Source organism: Sporanaerobium hydrogeniformans, from assembly GCF_002735925.1.
Taxonomy (GTDB): domain Bacteria; phylum Bacillota; class Clostridia; order Lachnospirales; family Cellulosilyticaceae; genus Sporanaerobium; species Sporanaerobium hydrogeniformans.
Map to the genome: position 1 here is coordinate 241,388 of NZ_PEDL01000001.1, position 19,017 is coordinate 260,404.

The 19,017-nt window shown below is 37.1% G+C and carries 20 protein-coding genes; all 20 read left to right on the forward strand.

Annotated features, from left to right (window positions below):
* The first annotated feature begins 7 nt into the window (after window positions 1–7).
* Window positions 8–1,540, forward strand: coding sequence for a 2,3-bisphosphoglycerate-independent phosphoglycerate mutase (gpmI, locus tag CS063_RS01115; protein WP_099447878.1), 1,533 nt, complete (start codon window positions 8–10; stop codon window positions 1,538–1,540).
* Window positions 1,541–1,760: 220 nt separating this feature from the next.
* The gene (eno, locus tag CS063_RS01120; protein ID WP_099447879.1) at window positions 1,761–3,077 is read left to right on the forward strand and encodes a phosphopyruvate hydratase; all 1,317 of its coding nucleotides are present in this window, start codon (window positions 1,761–1,763) and stop codon (window positions 3,075–3,077) included.
* 290 nt (window positions 3,078–3,367) lie between these two features.
* On the forward strand, window positions 3,368–4,177 hold the full coding sequence (locus tag CS063_RS01125; protein ID WP_099447880.1) for a hypothetical protein: 810 nt from the start codon (window positions 3,368–3,370) through the stop codon (window positions 4,175–4,177).
* Window positions 4,178–4,270: 93 nt separating this feature from the next.
* Entirely contained in the window at window positions 4,271–4,516 is a 246-nt protein-coding gene (secG, locus tag CS063_RS01130) for a preprotein translocase subunit SecG (protein WP_099447881.1), read from the forward strand.
* A gap of 200 nt (window positions 4,517–4,716) precedes the next feature.
* The gene (rnr, locus tag CS063_RS01135) at window positions 4,717–6,900 is read left to right on the forward strand and encodes a ribonuclease R (protein WP_099447882.1); all 2,184 of its coding nucleotides are present in this window, start codon (window positions 4,717–4,719) and stop codon (window positions 6,898–6,900) included.
* A gap of 217 nt (window positions 6,901–7,117) precedes the next feature.
* A complete protein-coding gene (locus tag CS063_RS01140; protein ID WP_099447883.1) occupies window positions 7,118–7,891 on the forward strand; it encodes a DeoR/GlpR family DNA-binding transcription regulator in 774 nt (257 codons plus the stop codon).
* Between the two features lie 176 nt (window positions 7,892–8,067).
* On the forward strand, window positions 8,068–8,910 hold the full coding sequence (locus tag CS063_RS01145; RefSeq protein WP_099447884.1) for a class II aldolase/adducin family protein: 843 nt from the start codon (window positions 8,068–8,070) through the stop codon (window positions 8,908–8,910).
* A 13-nt stretch (window positions 8,911–8,923) separates the two neighbouring features.
* Window positions 8,924–9,325, forward strand: a complete 402-nt coding sequence (locus CS063_RS01150; RefSeq protein ID WP_099447885.1) for a GlcG/HbpS family heme-binding protein — start codon at window positions 8,924–8,926, stop codon at window positions 9,323–9,325.
* A 15-nt stretch (window positions 9,326–9,340) separates the two neighbouring features.
* On the forward strand, window positions 9,341–10,765 hold the full coding sequence (locus CS063_RS01155) for an aldehyde dehydrogenase family protein (protein WP_099447886.1): 1,425 nt from the start codon (window positions 9,341–9,343) through the stop codon (window positions 10,763–10,765).
* Between the two features lie 13 nt (window positions 10,766–10,778).
* Window positions 10,779–11,981, forward strand: a complete 1,203-nt coding sequence (locus CS063_RS01160) for a zinc-dependent alcohol dehydrogenase (RefSeq protein WP_099447887.1) — start codon at window positions 10,779–10,781, stop codon at window positions 11,979–11,981.
* A 13-nt stretch (window positions 11,982–11,994) separates the two neighbouring features.
* Entirely contained in the window at window positions 11,995–12,300 is a 306-nt protein-coding gene (locus CS063_RS01165; RefSeq protein WP_099447888.1) for a BMC domain-containing protein, read from the forward strand.
* A 32-nt stretch (window positions 12,301–12,332) separates the two neighbouring features.
* A complete protein-coding gene (locus CS063_RS01170; protein ID WP_099447889.1) occupies window positions 12,333–12,611 on the forward strand; it encodes a BMC domain-containing protein in 279 nt (92 codons plus the stop codon).
* A gap of 24 nt (window positions 12,612–12,635) precedes the next feature.
* Entirely contained in the window at window positions 12,636–12,926 is a 291-nt protein-coding gene (locus tag CS063_RS01175) for a BMC domain-containing protein (RefSeq protein WP_099447890.1), read from the forward strand.
* Between the two features lie 177 nt (window positions 12,927–13,103).
* Complete coding sequence (locus CS063_RS17455) at window positions 13,104–13,379, forward strand: BMC domain-containing protein (RefSeq protein WP_143452432.1); 276 nt, start codon at window positions 13,104–13,106, stop codon at window positions 13,377–13,379.
* Between the two features lie 85 nt (window positions 13,380–13,464).
* Window positions 13,465–14,082 carry a phosphate propanoyltransferase gene (gene pduL, locus CS063_RS01185; RefSeq protein WP_099448188.1) on the forward strand — a complete coding sequence of 206 codons (618 nt, stop codon included), beginning with the start codon at window positions 13,465–13,467 and terminating at the stop codon, window positions 14,080–14,082.
* Between the two features lie 18 nt (window positions 14,083–14,100).
* The gene (locus CS063_RS01190) at window positions 14,101–14,367 is read left to right on the forward strand and encodes a EutN/CcmL family microcompartment protein (protein ID WP_099447892.1); all 267 of its coding nucleotides are present in this window, start codon (window positions 14,101–14,103) and stop codon (window positions 14,365–14,367) included.
* Window positions 14,368–14,390: 23 nt separating this feature from the next.
* Window positions 14,391–15,719 (forward strand): 4Fe-4S dicluster domain-containing protein, encoded by a 1,329-nt coding sequence (locus CS063_RS01195; protein ID WP_099447893.1) that lies wholly within the window; start codon window positions 14,391–14,393, stop codon window positions 15,717–15,719.
* A complete protein-coding gene (locus CS063_RS01200; protein ID WP_308415397.1) occupies window positions 15,716–16,270 on the forward strand; it encodes a BMC domain-containing protein in 555 nt (184 codons plus the stop codon). Before CS063_RS01195 ends, CS063_RS01200 begins: the two co-directional genes overlap by 4 nt.
* Window positions 16,271–16,373: 103 nt before the next feature.
* Window positions 16,374–17,795 (forward strand): rhamnulokinase, encoded by a 1,422-nt coding sequence (locus CS063_RS01205; protein WP_099447894.1) that lies wholly within the window; start codon window positions 16,374–16,376, stop codon window positions 17,793–17,795.
* 124 nt (window positions 17,796–17,919) lie between these two features.
* Window positions 17,920–18,957 carry a LacI family DNA-binding transcriptional regulator gene (locus tag CS063_RS01210; RefSeq protein WP_099447895.1) on the forward strand — a complete coding sequence of 346 codons (1,038 nt, stop codon included), beginning with the start codon at window positions 17,920–17,922 and terminating at the stop codon, window positions 18,955–18,957.
* Window positions 18,958–19,017 lie beyond the last annotated feature (60 nt).

Below are 19,017 nucleotides of genomic sequence, written 5' to 3' on the forward strand. Positions count from 1 at the left end.
ACTTAAAATGAGTAAAAAAACAACATTATTACTCATCCTTGATGGATTTGGAGTAAATGAAATACATGAAGCCAATGCTGTCTATGAGGCAAACAAGCCAAATTTAGATCGTATTATGAAACAATATCCTACAGTGAAAGGCTATGCAAGTGGTATGGCAGTAGGACTTCCAGATGGCCAAATGGGTAACTCCGAAGTAGGTCACCTTAATATGGGAGCGGGACGTATTGTTTATCAACAACTGACAAGTATCACAAAGGCGATTCAAGATGGTGATTTCTTTAAGAATGAAGCACTTATTAAAGCCATGAATGTTTGTAAAGAAAATAAGAGTGCTCTTCACTTATTTGGTTTATTATCAGATGGTGGGGTACATAGCCACATTGAGCATCTTTATGGGCTCCTTGAAATGGCTAAAAAAGAAGGGTTAGAAAAGGTTTATGTTCATGCCTTTTTAGACGGAAGAGACACACCTCCAGCTTCTGCTAAAGAATTTATGGGAGCACTTGTTAATAAAATGCAAGAAATCGGTGTAGGAAAGATAGCTTCTATCTCAGGACGTTATTACGCAATGGACCGTGACAATAGATGGGAACGTGTAGAAAAGGCTTATGATGCCATCGCTCTTGGAAAAGGTGTGGAGGCAACAGACCCAGTAAAAGCTATTGCAGATTCTTATGCAATGGAAGTAAACGATGAGTTTATGCTTCCAACTGTTATCACTGAAAAAGGTCAGGCTGTTACCATCCAAAAAGAAGACAGTATCATCTTCTTTAATTTTAGACCAGACCGTGCACGTGAAATGACCAGGGTATTTTGTGATCCAGAATTCACAGGCTTTGAAAGAGAAAGGATTGGATGCAGCTTTACAACCTTTACTCAATATGATGTGACTATTCCCAATAAGGAAGTATGTTTTGTTCCAGAAGAGCTTACAAATACCTTTGGTGAATATTTAGCTAAAATGGGAAAAACACAACTACGTATTGCTGAAACAGAAAAGTATGCTCACGTTACCTTCTTCTTCAATGGTGGAGTAGAAGAACCTAATGAGGGTGAAGAAAGATCACTTATTGCTTCTCCTAAAGTAGCAACGTATGATCTTCAACCTGAAATGAGTGTACCAGAAGTAGCAGATAAATTAGTGGCGGCTATTGAATCAGCTAAATATGATGTGATTATTGCTAACTTCGCCAATCCAGATATGGTAGGACATACTGGTATTTTAGAAGCAGCTAAAAAGGCTATTGAAGCTGTAGATACTGCGGTAGGCAAAGTAATTTCCGCTATTGAAAAAACAGGTGGCCAAGCTTTTATTTGTGCAGACCACGGTAATGCAGAACAAATGATGGATTACATCAATAATGAGCCGTTTACAGCTCATACTACAAATCCTGTACCATTTATCCTTGTTAACTATAAGGAAGGGGTAACCTTAAAAGAAGGCGGCAAGCTAGCAGATATTGCTCCTACTCTTTTAGAAATGATGGGACTTAACAAACCACAAGAAATGACAGGAGAATCTTTACTGATTAAGTAATTTCTTGTAAAAAGCTTTAGCAAAGTAAATGACAACACAAAAAAATCTAACCATTGTTAACAGGAATAAGCCTAGCGTAGCTAACTAGGTTTGTTTAAGAAATTGCGAGTTTCATGTTGACCGAAAGACGCTTTACTTAAAAGGGGTAAAGCGTCTTTTTGCATAATTTTTTATTCTCTTGGATAAAATATATGAAAAAATAAGGATAGGGAGGTTTTATATGAAAGGCTATATAGAAATTTTAGATGTCTTTGCAAGAGAGGTATTAGACTCACGAGCAAATCCTACAGTAGAAGTAGAGGTGCTAGTAGAGGGAGATTATTTAGGGACAGCTATTGTTCCTTCAGGAGCTTCTACAGGGGAAAGAGAAGCCATTGAGCTCCGTGATGGAGATAAGAGCAGATACCTAGGTAAAGGTGTGACGCAAGCTGTAGACAATGTGAATAATATTATTGCGGAAGCAGTTATTGGTATGAATGCCTTAGACCAAGCCCTTATTGATAAAACAATGATCGATCTAGATGGGACACCTACAAAAGCAAAGCTAGGTGCCAATGCTATCTTGGCTGTTTCTATGGCTGTTGCTAAAGCTGCTGCACAAGCCTTAGGGATGCCGCTTTATCAGTACTTAGGTGGTGTGAACGCAAAAGTACTTCCTGTCCCTATGATGAATATCTTAAATGGTGGTGAACATGCAGATAACACTGTTGATTTACAAGAGTTCATGATTATGCCAGTAGGAGCAGCTTGCTTTAAAGAAGCACTTAGGATGTGTGTAGAAGTATACCATACACTCAAAAAAGTTTTAAATAGTAAAGGCTTAGCAACAGGTGTAGGAGATGAAGGTGGTTTTGCACCAGACCTTGCTACAGCAGATGATGTTTTAAATCTCATTGTGGAAGCTATTCATAAGGCAGGTTATCAACCTGGTGAAGATATTTTTATTGCAATGGATGCAGCAGCCTCTGAACTTTATAACAAAGAAGATAAAAAATATTATTTTAAAGGTGAAAGTAAAATGACAGGAAAAGAAGTGGTACGTACCTCTGAAGAAATGGTGGACTACTATGAAGCTCTTGTTAATAAGTATCCTATTATTTCCATTGAAGATGGTTTAGGAGAAAATGATTGGGAAGGATGGAAACTCCTCACAGAACGTTTAGGTAGTAAAATTCAGCTTGTGGGAGATGATCTTTTTGTAACAAATACCTCTATTCTTGAAAAAGGAATCGAAGCAAAAGTGGCAAACTCCATCCTTATTAAGGTTAATCAAATTGGTACGCTCACAGAAACCTTTAATGCTATTGAAATGGCAAACCGTGCAGGCTATACAGCTGTTGTTTCACACCGTTCAGGAGAATCAGAAGACAATACGATTGCAGATATTGTAGTAGCTGTCAATGCAGGGCAGATCAAGACAGGTGCACCTGCGCGTTCAGACCGTGTAGCAAAATACAATCAACTTCTTCGAATTGAAGAAGAACTAGAAGATATTGCTGAATTTAGAGGTAAAAAATCCTTTTTTAATTTAAATTAATAATAAATAATAGTACGAAGCATAAAGAAAGTCTATCAAACGTATAAAATAGTTTGGATAGGCTTTCTTTTAATAAGAGGGAAGATAAAATGACTCATTAGTCAATTTTAACTATTTGAAGCTTTTTTAACAAAAAAAATATAGTGAGTTTGTAAATTGTTTTATCAGAAAATTTATTATATAATTATCTTATTCCAACTACATATTAGGTAAAAAATAGGAAAACAACTTAATACAAATTGGAAATATTTTTAGATGATAATGATAGGATAAAGATGGGGGATTAAAAAATGAGTGAAGAAAATAGTTCCATTCAAAGTCAGGAAAGAGATCTACTAGATGGTGGATTTGCTGTTGTAGACAGAGAAAAGATTATTGAAGAAGAGACACGCGTGATTACACCTTGGTATAAGCATTTTATCAATGTGTTTGTAGCACCTAGGAAGATGATGGAAGAGAATTTTTATGCAGATCCACCTAAGGGAACAAGCGTAGCAGTTGTGGGTACTATCCTTTTTACAGCACTGTTTCTTATTTTAACTTTTGCTAATCCTGTTCAAGTAGAGGCAATTTATAATCAATTCAGGATGCAAGGTATCGCTGAAAATATGCTTAAGCAAAAATATATGCTTGCACAAGTAACCGGTTTGATTGGTGGGCTTGTAGGTGTTTTTTTTGGAGCATTACTTAGTGCCATTGGTTTGCAAATTTTCAAGGTAATTGCAAAGGATAAATGTAAGTTTGGTAGTCTTTATGTACTTAATTTATTAGCGATGATGACCTCTGCTGGTTGGATGTGTCTTGATCGTCTTATTGGTTATTTTATTCCGACAACTACAACTGTATTAGGCTTACCTATTTTATTTGATGCAGCAGAGTTGGCTAAAAACTTACCCATGATGACTCTTGTCAATCTTGTGACCATTCCTTCTATTGTAAGTATACTCATATTAATTATTGGTTACTCTGTACTTACACATACTAGTACTAAAAAAGCAGCCATTGTTGTTCTTCTTTATGAAGCTCTTTTTACAGGACTGGGTTTAGCCATTGGTATGGCCATGCAAGGCATGATGCAAAACATGCAAATGATGATGTAGTTGTGTGAGTTATAGACAGAGAGTTGCTTTTTAAGGTCTTGTATGCTATGATAAAAAAAGGTGTGACAAAAGAGTTTGAAGGAGGCTTTAAGAGTGGAAGTATTAAAAATTATTCTTACTGTTATCTTCATTATTGCAGCACTTGCTATTATTACGATTGTTTTATTACAAGAAGGTAAGTCAGCTGGTCTTGGTTCAATCGGTGGTAGTGCAAGTAATGCAGGTGGAAGCTATTGGGATAAAAACAAAAAGCATAGCCTAGAAGGTAAATTTGAAAAATGGACAAAAATTACAGCAGGTGTATTTATAGCACTTGGTTTTGTGATTATGTTTCTTTAGTAGTCTTAAAAGGACAGTTATAAAAATCCCTCTAATTAAAGGGGATTTTTATAACTGTCCTTTTTGAATTTTAAGCTAGAGTATAGAAGTGTAGCAGCAGAATATTTAATAAAAAATAGAGAAATATGATATAATAAATGAAAGAAGGGAATCCTTTTAGAAAGGCAATAAAAATCCTATACAGAAAAGAGATGGTAAGGATGAGTACAGAGAAAATAGAGACTTTAGAAAAAAGAAAGCAAACCCTGCTGGATATGATGAAGCATCCTAGTTATGTACCTATGAAAATTAAGGAGATTGCTATTTTGCTTCAAATACCACTATCTGATAGAAATGAATTGGAGCTCCTTTTAGGAGAGCTTATAAAAGAAGGTAAGATCATCCGAACGAAACGAGGTAAATTTGCCATTCCTCAAACCTATAATCTTATAGCAGGAACCTTCCAAGGGCATCCAAAGGGGTTTGGTTTCCTTATTTTAGATGAAGGGGGCAAAGATATTTTTATTCCAGCTTCTGGAGTCAATGGTGCACTTCATAAGGATCGTGTAATGTGTCGTATTACGCGTCCTGAGACAAATGAGAAGCGGGCAGAGGCTGAGATAATTGAAATTTTAAATAGAGGACCAGAAAGTTTGGTGGGGACTTACCAGGAGAGTCAAAACTTTGGTTTTGTTGTGCCAGATGATCAGAAATACGCTAGGGATATCTTTATTCCTAAGAAAATGGCAAAAGGAGCTGTAACAGGTCACAAAGTACTCGTTCAAATTACAGATTGGGCAGAGGAAAGACGTAATCCAGAAGGGAAAATACTTAGTATATTAGGGCATGTTAACGACCCAGGAGTCGATATCCTATCTATTATTTATCAGTATGATTTGCCACAGGAGTTTCCAATAGAAGTCATGCAAGAGATTGAAAGTATCCCTACAGAAGTATCTGATAAAGAGAAGAGAGGACGCACAGATTTAAGGGATGTGCAGATGGTCACTATTGATGGTGAAGATGCTAAAGATTTAGATGATGCCATTTCTATAGAAAAGTTAGATAATGGCATGTATCGTTTAGGGGTTCATATTGCTGATGTCACCCACTATGTAAAGGATAAGCATCCTCTTGATAAAGAAGCCCTAGAACGTGGCACGAGTATTTATTTGGTAGACCGCGTAATCCCCATGCTTCCACATAAACTAAGTAATGGTATTTGCTCCTTAAATGCAGGGGTAGAGCGCTTAGCACTTACCTGCATGATGGATATTGACCATAATGGAAATGTGCAAAGTCATCAGATTATGGAGACGCTCATCAAAATCGATGAGCGTATGAGTTATACTCAGGTAAAGAAAATATTAGTGGATGAAGACATAGAGCTTAAAGAACGTTATAAAGATTTTCTTGCTATGTTTGAGAATATGAGAGATTTAGCAGCACTTCTACGTAAAAAGCGTATGAAACGTGGCTCTATTGATTTTGATTTTGAGGAAACCAAAGTGATTTTAGATAAAGAAGGCACACCTCTGGATATTAAGCCCTATGATCGCAACGTAGCTACACGTATTATAGAAGAATTTATGCTTATTTGTAATGAGACCATAGCAGAAGATTACTATTGGCAGGAAAAGCCTTTTGTTTTTAGAAGTCATGAAGATCCAGATCCTGAAAAAGTATTGGCACTTACGGAGTTTATTAATAACTTTGGATACAATATTAAAGGAGCTGGTCAAAAGGTACATCCAAAGGATTTTCAAAAGGTACTTGAAACCATTCAAGATACGGCAGAGGAAAATATCATTAGTCACCTCTTACTTCGTTCTATGAAGCAAGCGCGTTATACACCTGAGTGTACAGGCCACTTTGGATTAGCGGCTCGTTACTACTGTCATTTTACTTCCCCTATTAGACGTTATCCAGACCTTCAAATCCATCGTATTATTAAAGCAAATTTACATGGTGAGTTGAAAGGAAAAAAAGAAGCTAGCTTTGCGGAACGTATGCCAGAGGTCTGTAAGCAATCTTCACTTCGTGAAAGAAGGGCAGAGGAAGCAGAACGTGAGACTATTAAGCTAAAAAAAGCAGAGTATATGGAGCAGTATGTGGGGCAAATTTTCACAGGAGTTATTACTGGTACCACCTCTTGGGGGATTTATGTGGAACTTCCTAATACAGTTGAAGGTCTAGTTCATGTTAATGAAATGGCAGATGATTATTATATCTATGATGAGCCAGGGCATCGCTGGATTGGAGAGCATACAAAACAAATCTATCGATTAGGTGATAAGGTTTATGTTCAAGTTTTAAAAGCAGATAAGATCTTGCGTTCAGTAGACTTTAGATTAGTAAGTGAAGAGGAATTTACAAAGCAAGAAGGGCAAATAGAAGAAGAATAAACTAAGGGATAGAGAAAGAGCATTTCATTTCAAAATGCTCTTTTTTGCAATTTAGGGACTTGGTTTTTTGTGGTTTTTTAATGATAATAGATTTAAATCCACATAAAAACATATTGTTTTTTAGGAAAAGTGGATTATTTTTAAGAAATATATTTAAAAAAAGAAAAGACTGTGTTAGAATTAAACAAAATACAACATTAGGGGTAGGAGGTGTTCTATGCTTGCTTTAGAGAGACAAAAGCGCATTATAGAACAGATTGAAAAGGAAGAGTCTGTTAAAGTCATTGAGTTAAGTAAAGCCTTTGACGTAACAGAAGAAACCATTAGACGTGATTTGGAAAAGTTAGAGAAACAAGGTATTTTAAAGAGAACCTATGGTGGAGCAGTTTTAGAAACGAGCAATGGAAAAGAAGCAGAGGATACACCTTTTAATACACGTGTCAAACAAAACATCACAGGTAAACAAAAAATTGCTTTAGCTGTAGCATCACTTTTAAAGGATAATGAAGTGGTTATGCTTGATCCGAGTACAACGTGCCTAGAAATTGCTAAACGTATTGATAAAGAGAAACATTTAACGGTAATTACCAATTCCATTAGTGTTTTATCCGAACTGAGCAATCACGAAGCACTGAATATTCTTTCAACAGGTGGTACTTTGAGGAAAAGATCCTTATCCCTTATTGGACCTACTGCAAAAGATAATATTCGTAACTACTATGCAGATAAAGCAGTTATTTCTTGTAAAGGTGCAGATTTACACCGAGGGCTTATGGATACCAATGAATTAGAAATAGAAATTAAAAAGGCCATGATTAGCTGCGCTAAAGAGATTATACTGGCCATTGATAGTACAAAGATTGAAAAGAAGTCCATGTATAAGCTTATGGAGTTAAAGGAAGTTGACTATATTGTAGTAGATGCACCCCTTTCAGAAGAGTGGGTAAGATACTGTAAAGACAACACTATTCAAGCTATTATTTGTGAATAAGAAAGTATAATAACAACCCAAGAGGTCTATTTTTAGATAGACCTCTTTTCTTTTAAAAAATAATTAAATTTAGTATAAAAAAACATTGAACTTCTGTGTAATTAGTGGTATTATAAAGACAAACAAAGAAAAAACAACACAAAATAACAATAAACAAAAAATACGGAGGTAGAATTATGTTTGTAAATGAATTTGAAATGCGTAAATTAATGTGTGAAATTGGTAACAGAGTATACAACAGAGGAATGGTAGCAGCCAATGATGGTAACTTCTCTATGAAGATTGGCCCTAACGAAATCCTTTGTACACCAACAGGTGTAAGTAAAGGCTTCATGACACCTAATATGATTTGTAAAATTGATATGAAAGGTAATATCCTTCAATCAGATGGTATTCATAAACCTTCTTCAGAAATAAAAATGCATCTTCGTGTTTATGAATGTAGAGAAGATGTAAACGCAGTTGTTCACGCGCATCCAATGTATGCAACAGCTCATGCAATTGCAGGTATTCCACTTGATAAACAAATCATGCCAGAAGCAACTATTTTCCTTGGCGAAGTGCCAATCGCACCATACGGTCTTCCATCAACAATGGAAATTCCAGATGCTATTGAACCTTTCTTCAATACACATGATGCTGTATTACTTGCAAACCATGGTGCTTTATCTTGGGGTGTAGACCTAATGGCAGCTTACTTCAAAATGGAAAGCTTAGAGTTCTATGCTGAGTTATCTTACAGAGCACAAATGTTAGGTGGAGCAAAAGAACTTCCAAATACAGAAGTTAAACGTCTTATTGAATTACGTAAAAGCTTCAATGTACCAGGTAAACACCCATGTATCGAAAAAGAAGGACTCTGCACAAAACCAGAGAATGAAGCTTGTACACATCAAGAAAACTGCAAAAATAGAGTATGTACATGTACAGATAAAAAAGAAACAAAAGCAGCTCCTACTCAAGATGCAGAACTTATAGCTCGTATCACTAAACAAGTACTTAGCCAACTTAATAAATAATTGAGGGTAGCCTATGGAATTAACCTTAGAATTAGCCAATCAATTAATAGAAAGAATAAAAGCTTATGCACGCTATAACAACGTGAATGCGGTAATGGCTATTGTATCGAAAGAGGGAAATCCTATCAGCGTACAAGTCATGGAAGATGCATATATCGTTAGCTATGAACTTGCTCTAAAGAAGGCCTATACATCAGCAGCATTAAAAATGCCCACCCATGAACTCGCTTATCTTGTAAAAGAGGGTGGTGACCTGGAGGGACTCCTAAGCATGTTAGATGGTAACAAGCTAATCACATTAGGTGGTGGCTATCCTATTACACTAAACGGCAAGGTAGTTGGCGGCTTAGGTGTAAGTGGCGGTACAGCAGGTCAAGATATTGAACTAGCACGTTACGGCGTGAGCTTTGCATGAGGAGGGTGCCAAAAAATGAATGAAAAAGATTTAGAGAAGATTGTTGCAGAAGTGACAAGGCAGTTAACTGGTAATAAGGTAGCTCATAAAGCATCCCTAGTATTTCCTAAAATTAACTTAGGAAAAGGTGTATTCGATAACATGGAAGAGGCTATTGAGGCTGCCAAAAAGACTGAAGAAGAACTTAAAGTAATGCCCCTTGAATTTAGAGACAAAATAATTGCCCGTATACGTGAAAAAATTATGGAAAACAAAGAACTTCTTGCAGAATTTGCTGTTCACGAAACAGGTATGGGAAAAGTTGGACATAAAATTTTGAAGCATGAATTAGTAGCAAAGAAAACACCAGGTACAGAATGTATTGAACCTAAGGTGTGGACAGGAGACCAAGGACTTACTCTTGTAGAGAGAGGACCTTTTGGTGTGGTAGGAGCTATTACTCCTTCTACAAATCCTTCAGAAACAGTTTTTTGTAATGCTATTGGGATGATTGCAGCAGGAAATACAGTAGTATTTAATTCTCATCCTAATGCAGCACAAACTTCTAATTTAGCGGTACAATTAGTAAACGAAGCAGCTGAAGAAGCAGGTGGACTTACCAATGTAGTAACAACAGTTATGAAGCCTACTGCTGAATCAGGTAACATCCTTTTTAAACATCCTGATATACAACTTCTAGTGGCAACTGGTGGTCCAGGTGTTGTAAAAGCTATTTTACAAAGTGGTAAAAGAGGGATTGCAGCAGGTGCTGGAAATCCTCCAGTACTTGTAGATGAAACAGCTAATATTCGTAAGGCTGCAGCCGATATTATAAATGGTGCAACTTTTGATAATAACCTACCTTGTATTGCAGAAAAAGAAGTCATTGTTGTAAATGAAGTAGCTGATGAGCTTCTTTATTATATGCAAGCTGAAAACGACTGCTATAAATTAGTAGGTGAACAAATTGAAAAGCTTGTACAAACTGTATTGGTTGAAAAGAACGGTAAGAAAATAATTAACCGTGACTTTGTAGGGCGCGATGCCACAGTTATTTTAAAAGCAATTGGTATTGATGCACCAGAAAATACACGTTGTATTATATTTGAGGCAGATGAGAATCACATCTTAGTTGTTGAAGAGTTAATGATGCCTATTTTAGGAATTGTTCGCGTAGCCAATGTAGATGAAGGAATCGCAATAGCCCACAAGCTTGAAGGCGGCAATAGACATTCAGCACATATGCACTCTTCCAATGTGCATAATCTTACAAAATATGGCAAAGTGCTAGATACAGCCATTTATGTAAAAAATGCACCATCTTATGCAGGAATTGGTTTTGGTGGAGAAGGCTATACCACCTTTACGATTGCTAGCAAAACAGGTGAAGGACTGACGAACGCACAAAGTTTTACTAAAGCAAGAAGATGTGTCATGGCAGAGGCACTTTATATTAGGTAGGAGGGAAAGCAACGTGGAATATACTACAAACAATATCGAAGCCATTGTGGCAGAAGTTATTAAAAGCTTACAAGGAGAAGTAAGTACAGCATCACCAGCTCAAACAGGGGCTACTCCAAAAGAAGCAAGATGTGCTTATTTAACAGCAAAAGAAAAAATCGAAGTAAAAACATATCCTATTCCAGAAATTAATGAGGATGAAGTACTTGTAAAAGTGGAAGGTTGTGGTGTTTGTGGAACAGACGTTCACGAATACAAAAACGATCCATTTGGTCTTATCCCAGTTGTATTAGGTCATGAGGGTACAGGTGAAATCGTTAAAATCGGTAAAAATGTAACAAAAGACATGGTGGGTAAACCTCTTAAAGTAGGAGATAAGGTAGTTACATGTGTAACCCTTACAGGAGATGATGAGTACACCACTATTAAACCAGAAAAAGCTAACTTAAGTAGTAATATGGATGTATATGGTCTCTTGCCAGATGATGCATACCGCTTCAATGGTTGGTTTGGAGAATACATTATTTTAAGAAAAGGGTCTTCTATTTTTAATGTAAGTGATCTTTCTTTAGATGACCGTATCTTAGTAGAACCTTTTGCAGTAGCTATGCATGCCGTAGAAAGAGCAAAAACAACAAATCTTTTAAGCTTTGGTAGCAAAGTACTTGTTCAAGGTTGTGGCCCTATCGGACTTACAGTCATTGCTGTACTTCGTACAATGGGTATTCAAAATATTATTGCAGTAGATGGTGATAGTCAACGTTTAGGACTTGCAAAAGAGTTTGGTGCAGACCTGACTGTTAACTTCAAAGACTTTAAAGACTTTGATGCAATGCTTGCCTTTGTAACTGAGCAAACAAATGGTGGAGCAGACTTTGCTTTCCAATGTACAGGCGCACCAGCAGCAGCTTCTAACATTTATAAATTTATCCGTCGTGGTGGCGGTCTTTGTGAACTTGGTTTCTTCGTTAATAACGGTGATGCAACCATTAATCCACACTTTGACCTTTGTCAAAAAGAGATTACTTTAGTAGGTTCTTGGGTGTATACTTATAGAGACTATATCAACACCTTTGAGTTTATGAAACGTGCTAAGGGAATCGGTGTTCCAATTCATAAATTAATTACTCACCGTTTTGGTTTAGATGAAATGAATGAGGCAATGGCTGTTAACATGAAGCAAGCAGGTATCAAAATTGCCTATATTAACAAGTAAATGAGGTAAGTCTATGGGAAAATCAGTAGGATTATTAGAGGTATATGGACTTGCAACAGCACTCCACGTAGCAGATGCAGCTTGTAAAGCAACCAATGTCACTATTGAAGCAATTGACAAAAATAAACCGGCTAATGCCGATGCCTTACCCGTACCACTTCTCATTATGCTGAAGTTCAGAGGAAGTGTAACCGATGTAACAGAAGCTGTTGAGGTAGGTAAAAGAGCCGCAAATGAAATTGCAGGTTATGTAGCGGCTCATGTGATTCCAAGTCCTGATGAAGATTTGGAGAAAATGCTTAAAATCAATTGTATATAAAAATAAAACAAAATGTATAGGAGGATTTAGAGATGAAACAAGAAGCATTAGGAATGGTAGAAACAAGAGGTTTAGTAGCAGCAATTGAAGCAGCAGACGCAATGGTAAAAGCAGCAGATGTAGTACTTGTAGGAACAGAAAAAATCGGTTCTGGATTAATCACTGTAATGGTAAGAGGAGATGTAGGTGCTGTTAAAGCAGCTACAGAAGTAGGTTCAAGTGCCGCATCAAGACTTGGTGATCTTGTTGCAGTACATGTTATTCCAAGACCACACGGTGACATTGAAAAAATATTACCAGTTCAAAAATAAGAGCACATAAGGAAGAGTGGGAGCATGAAAGCGATAGGCGTATTAGAAGTTGCAGCAAACGTGGCCGCTATTGAGGCATTAGATGCTATGTTAAAAGCAGCAGATGTAGAATTTGTTACAACAGAAAGAGCGCTTGGAGGCAGGCTCGTATCCATTGTGATACAAGGTAGTATCTCAGACGTACAAGAAGCAATTGAACATGGGAAGGTGGTAGCAGCAAGGTTAGGTAAACTAGCTGCTGCTATTACCATTAGTCATCCCCATGAAGAAGTTCAAAAACTTGTCCTTCATAGTGCACAAAAATTAAACAAGTAGGTGATAACCATGGCAGAAAATGAGGGAGTAGTAAAAACGGAAACGCAACTTGCAACCAAAAAAGCAGCAATGAAAAAAGAAGCGACTACGAAGACAGTAAGTGCCAAAAAAGAAGTGGTTAGTGAAAGTATAAAAGAAAATAATCCTAAAGTAGAAAGTAGAGAGGAGAAAAGAATAATGAATAATCAAGCATTAGGTATGATTGAAACAAGAGGCTTAGTAGCGATCACAGAGGCAGCCGATGCGATGCTTAAAGCAGCTAATGTAGAACTTGTTGGTTCAGAAAAAATCGGTTCAGGTCTTGTAAGTGTAATGGTTAGAGGAGATGTAGGTGCTGTTAAAGCTGCAGTAGAAGCAGGTGCAGCTACAGCAGCTAGATTAGGTGAAGTTGTAGCAACACATGTCATTCCAAGACCACACTCAGATATCGAAAAGATTCTTCCTAAATTCTAAATAAGGGGTGGAAAGCTTGGCTACTCACGAAAATAATTTGCAGCAGCTGATACTCTCAGCAATTCAAAAAGAACTTGGAAAGGAAATGACATCTTCTAAAGTTCAATCTGAAGTAAAAGGTGTAAGTCCTACTCAAAAAGCAATTCCAGTAGGGGTTTCAGCAAGGCATTTACATGTAACAAAGGAACATCTTGAAATCCTCTTTGGAGAAGGTGCAACTCTTCATCCTAAAAAGGAGCTTATGGGTGGACAATATGCAGCCAATGAATGTGTAACGATCGTTGGTATTAATTTAAGAGTTATCGAAAATGTGCGTATTTTAGGACCTGTAAGAAAAGAAACACAGGTTGAGCTTGCAAAAACAGATGCTATTCGTTTAGGGATTAACCCACCTATTAGAGAATCAGGACAAATTAAAGGCTCTTCACCTATTACTATCGTAGGTCCTAAGGGTGCACTTTATCTTGAAGAAGGTTGCATCGTAGCGAAAAGACATATTCATATGAATGAAAAAGATGCAGCCCTTTTAGGTGTGGAGGATAATGAAATTGTTTCTGTAGAAATGGGTGGAGAAAGAAAAGGACGCTTTGATAATGTTCAAATCAGGGTACATCCTAGCTTTACCCTTGAAATGCATATTGATACAGATGAAGCGAATGCCTTAGGTGCAAGCTGTAAACAACATGCCATTATTATGAAGTAAGAAAAGGAGAACGAGAGTATGACTATAGCAAAGGTAATAGGAAGCATTGTGTCAACACGTAAGCATCAAGCTCTTGTTGGAAACAAATTTCTTTTAGTAGAAACACTTGAACTCGTTGATCAAAACAAAAAAAGATTCATCGCTATCGATACAGTAGGAGCAGGTGTAGGCGAAATTGTACTCATTACAACAGGCAGTGGGGCAAGGTGCAGTATTGATAATAGTAATGCACCCGTTGATGCAGCTATAGTCGGCATCGTAGATGATGAAAATCATTTAGAATAAAAGATAGAAAAGAGGGGGATTGTATGACGTTTGATGAGCTGAAAGACGCGGTTTACAAGGCAGGCGTTATTGGGGCAGGTGGAGCAGGTTTCCCTACTCACATAAAGTTAGTCAAAGACATGGACTATTTAGTGATTAATGGTGCCGAATGTGAACCGCTTATTTATACAGACTATGAGCTGATGGAACACTATGGCGAGGCGATCTTAAAGGTCATTCGCCAAATGCTTGAGACACTTCAAATTAAAAAAGCTGTGTGGGGCATTAAAAAGAAACACCAAAAGCTCATAGACAAACTGTCTGCAATGACCCAGTTGAATGCAAACATAGAAATATGTGCCCTTCCTAATATTTATCCAGCAGGTGATGAATTAACACTTATTTATCACTGTACAGGGAGGATTGTGGCAAAAGGCAAGCTTCCAAGTAGTCAAAAAATAATAGAGCTTAATGTAGAGACCTTATTAAATATATATAAGGTTCTTTATGAGAAACAGCCTGTAACAGAAAAATATGTGATGATTGGGGGAGCAGTAGAGGAAAGCCTTATACTCAAGGTACCTATTGGAACCCCTTTTAGAGAGCTTATTAAACAGGTTAAACCACTTGATTCAGACTATGAATTACTTGTAGGTGGTCCTATGATGGGGAGTTTTGGTTCAAAAGATGATTATGTAACCAAAACGACTAAAGCTATTTTACTTTTTCCCAAGGAGAGTGAGCTTTACCGTATCAAACAAGTGATTGATTGGAATAGTATGAAACGTGTGATGTCTTCTTGCTCACAATGTCAGATGTGTACAGATTTATGCCCTAGAAATAAATTAGGACATCAAGTAGAACCACACAAATTAATGAATGCTTTTGCAAATGGACTGCTTTCTCAAAGTGGAGCTTTAAAGACAGCTTTAGGCTGTTGTGGTTGTAATATCTGTTCGTATTTCGCCTGTCATCATGATTTAATGCCCTCACAGTTTATGATGACAGTTAAACAGGAACTTTTAAAAAACGGTATAAGGCCACATGAGGAACCTACTGATGTGAAAGTAGGAGCGAAGGTACATGTACCAGCTGATCGACTTCTTGATAAACTAAGCATTCGTCTTTATGACAAGCACGCAAGGTGGATAGAAGAACCTCTTAATGTAGAGCGAGTTTACTTATCCTGTGTAGCACATGTAGGTAAACCAGCTATTCCAATTGTTAAAGTAGGCGAGGAAGTATTTAAGGGTAAGCTGGTTGCCACAGCCAGTGAAGATGGCATAAGTACAAATCTTCATAGTAGTATAAATGGAGTGGTAAGCAGTGTAACTAAGCAAGAAATTGTGATAGAAAGGGGGAGGCTTAGATGACAGAAATGAAATCATTGGGTATTGTTGAATACCGTTCTATTGCCTTAGGGCTTCAAGCGGCAGATAGTATGGTAAAAGCAGCTGATATTAAGTTGCTCATTTCACAAGTAGTCTGTCCAGGTAAGTATATTATTTTATTTACAGGCAAACTTTCTTCTGTTAAGGCTGCTTTAGAGGTAGCGGCTAAACCTCCTCTTGATACAGTACTTATTGATACCTATTTACTAGGTAATCCAGATGAAAGCCTCATTCCAGCACTTTATGGTGCATGCGAAAAGGGAAATCCAGAAGCTGTAGGTATTATCGAGGGCTATTCAGTTGCTTCGATTGTAGGTATAGCAGATGAAATTGTTAAAACAAGTCCAACTAAATTAATAGAGATTCGAATGGCAAGGGGGATGACTGGGAAGGCCTTCGCGCTTTTCAGCGGCGAACTAGCAGCGGTACAGGCTTCCATGGAAAAAGCTAAAGGCGCCCTCTTGGAAAATGGCATGTATCTTCATAGTGCTGTTATACCTCATCCGGATCCACAGATTTGGGAGGCCTTATAGTTAAATAAACCTGCTTAGAGTCATAAGAGCTTGCTCTTTTGTTTTTAGCAGGTATTTTTATTATAAAAAAAGATAAAATATAAGTGTAGAAAGGGAGAAGGCTATGAAACAACAAGCATATGTAGCAATTGATTTAGGCGCATCTAGCGGAAGGCTTATTTTAGGAACGATGCAAGAGGGTAAATTAAACTTAGAAGAAATACATCGTTTTACAAATGACCCTGTTTATTTAGGAGATACTTTTTACTGGGACTTTATGCGTATTTTTCATGAGATTAAACAAGGGTTAAAAAAACTTTCACAACGCTCTGATATTGAAGTAACTTCTATTGGAATTGATACATGGGGAGTAGATGGGGCATGGCTTGATAAAAATGGTAGACTACTTACAAACCCTATTCACTATAGAGATGCGCGTACAAGTAAAACAATGGATGCATTTTATAACCATATTACAGATAGCAAACTGTATGATATTACGGGTATTCAAAAAATGAGCTTTAATACCGTTTATCAACTTTATTATGATATGACACAAAATGAAGTAGTTAAAAACTACGGTGAGAAATGGCTTTTTATGCCAGACCTTATTGCTTACTTCTTAACAGGTAGTACCTTTAACGAATACAGTATTGCTTCAACAGGCGCCCTTTTAGATGCAAAAACACGTACTTATTCTAAAGAATTATTTGAAGCTTTAGGGCTTCCACTTGATAAAATGCAACCTATCGTTATGCCAGGTACAGTTGTAGGTACTTTAACTGCAGCTATTCAAGAAGAAACAGGCTTAGGTGAAGTAAAAGTAGTAGCAGTAGGTAGTCATGATACTGCTTCAGCTGTAGCAGGTGCACCTCTTGAAACAGAAAATGAAGTTTATCTTTGCTGTGGAACATGGTGCTTAATGGGAATGGAATTACAAGAACCTATTTTAAGTGAAAATTCTAAGGACTTTAATATCACAAATGAAGGTGGTGTAGAAGGAACCATTCGTTACCTTAAAAATATTAATGGTTTATGGTTTTTACAACAGCTTCGTAAGGTATGGAATGAAAGAGGCTTAAATCTTTCTTTCCCTGATATTATTGCAGAAGTACAAAAATCAAATTGTGATTTTGCAGTGGATGCAACAGCAGATCGTTTTATGGCACCACTTAATATGGAAAAAGAAATTATTGCTTACTGTAAAGAAACGTATGGTGTGACTTTAGAAACAGTAGGGGATATTGCTAAGGCTGCTTATAATGGATTAGCTATTCACTATAAAGAGGTTCTTGAAATGTTTGAAAACATTACAGGAAAATCAATTGAGACAGTTCGCATGGTAGGAGGCGGTATTCAAGACCAATACCTTTGCCAGCGTGTAGCGGACTCTACAGGCAAACAGGTTGTAGCAGGGCCTATCGAGGCTTCTTGTATAGGTAATATGCTGATGCAAATGAAGGCAGTAGGCACTATTAAGAGCTTAAATGAAGGTAGACAAATCGTTAGGGAATCTTTTGAACAGAAGCATTATAGTGCAAAATAGGTAATATAAATTAAAAGTTATCAAGAGGCAAGAAAGAGGCTTTTTGATAACTTTTTTATTTAAAAGAATTGTCAGGTCTCCTTAGAAAGGCTATACTGTAAAAAAAGGAAAGGAACTTGTGCGAATGGCTACCATTAAAGATGTTGCAAAGTGTGCAGGAGTTTCAGTGGCGACTGTTTCTCGGGTTTTAAATAATACAGCTCCTGTAAATGAAGAAACAAGACAAAAAATTGAGAGTGTCATGGCAGAGCTCCACTATACACCTAGTATGCTAGCTAGAGGGATGAGAAAGAAGCAATCTAAAGTTGTTGCAGTTATCGTTCCTAGCTATGAAAATCCTTATCACATTAAGTTATTTAAGCATATTGAAGAGCAGGCTAAAAGGCTGGGTTATCGCTTGATTTTGGTTTGTTTAGAAGAGGATAAGACTGCCGAGCAAAGTGCAGTAATGGACTTAATGACGCGTAATGTGGATGGCATGATTATGTGTACTTATAGAGGTAATAAGAAGGATATTAAAAATATTATGGATTTATCTAAAAGATTACCTATTGTATTTATGGATAATTTTGAATTTGACAGCGAGATTAGTTCGGTTGTCATAGATGGTTATAAGGGAATGTATGCACTTACTCAGCACCTTATCGCTTTGGGACATAGGCGTATTGCTTATATTGATGGGAATTCAGGCTATAAGGTAGCTAATGAGAGGCGTAAAGGGTATGAGGACTGTTTAAAAGAACAAGGACTTCATCTTATGAAAGATTTGATTTATTACGCCGACTATGAGATGAGTGGTGGCTATGAGGGTGCTCGCTATTTTATGGAGGAAACACCCATAAGACCCACAGCAATTCTTTCCTCCAATGATATTATGGCAATAGGGGCTATAGGGTATTTAAGGGAAAAGGGTTTCTCCATTCCAAAGGATGTGGCAGTAGCAGGTTTTGATGATATCGAACTTTGCAAGATTATTCAGCCTAATTTGACTACCTATAAGCAGCCTTTAGACCGTATAGCTGTAGAGGTAGTTAAACTTCTTAATGCTAAAATCAATCGTCTTATTACAAAGGAAGAGCGACGTACCATTGAAGGAAAGCTTATTATAAGGGGGTCTACAGATGAGAGTAGACCCGATCAAATGTTTCCTTCTCATGAATAAAACAGAAACGAATAAAAAATAAGAGAGACTTGCGAAACTAAAAAATGAGTTTTGCAAGTC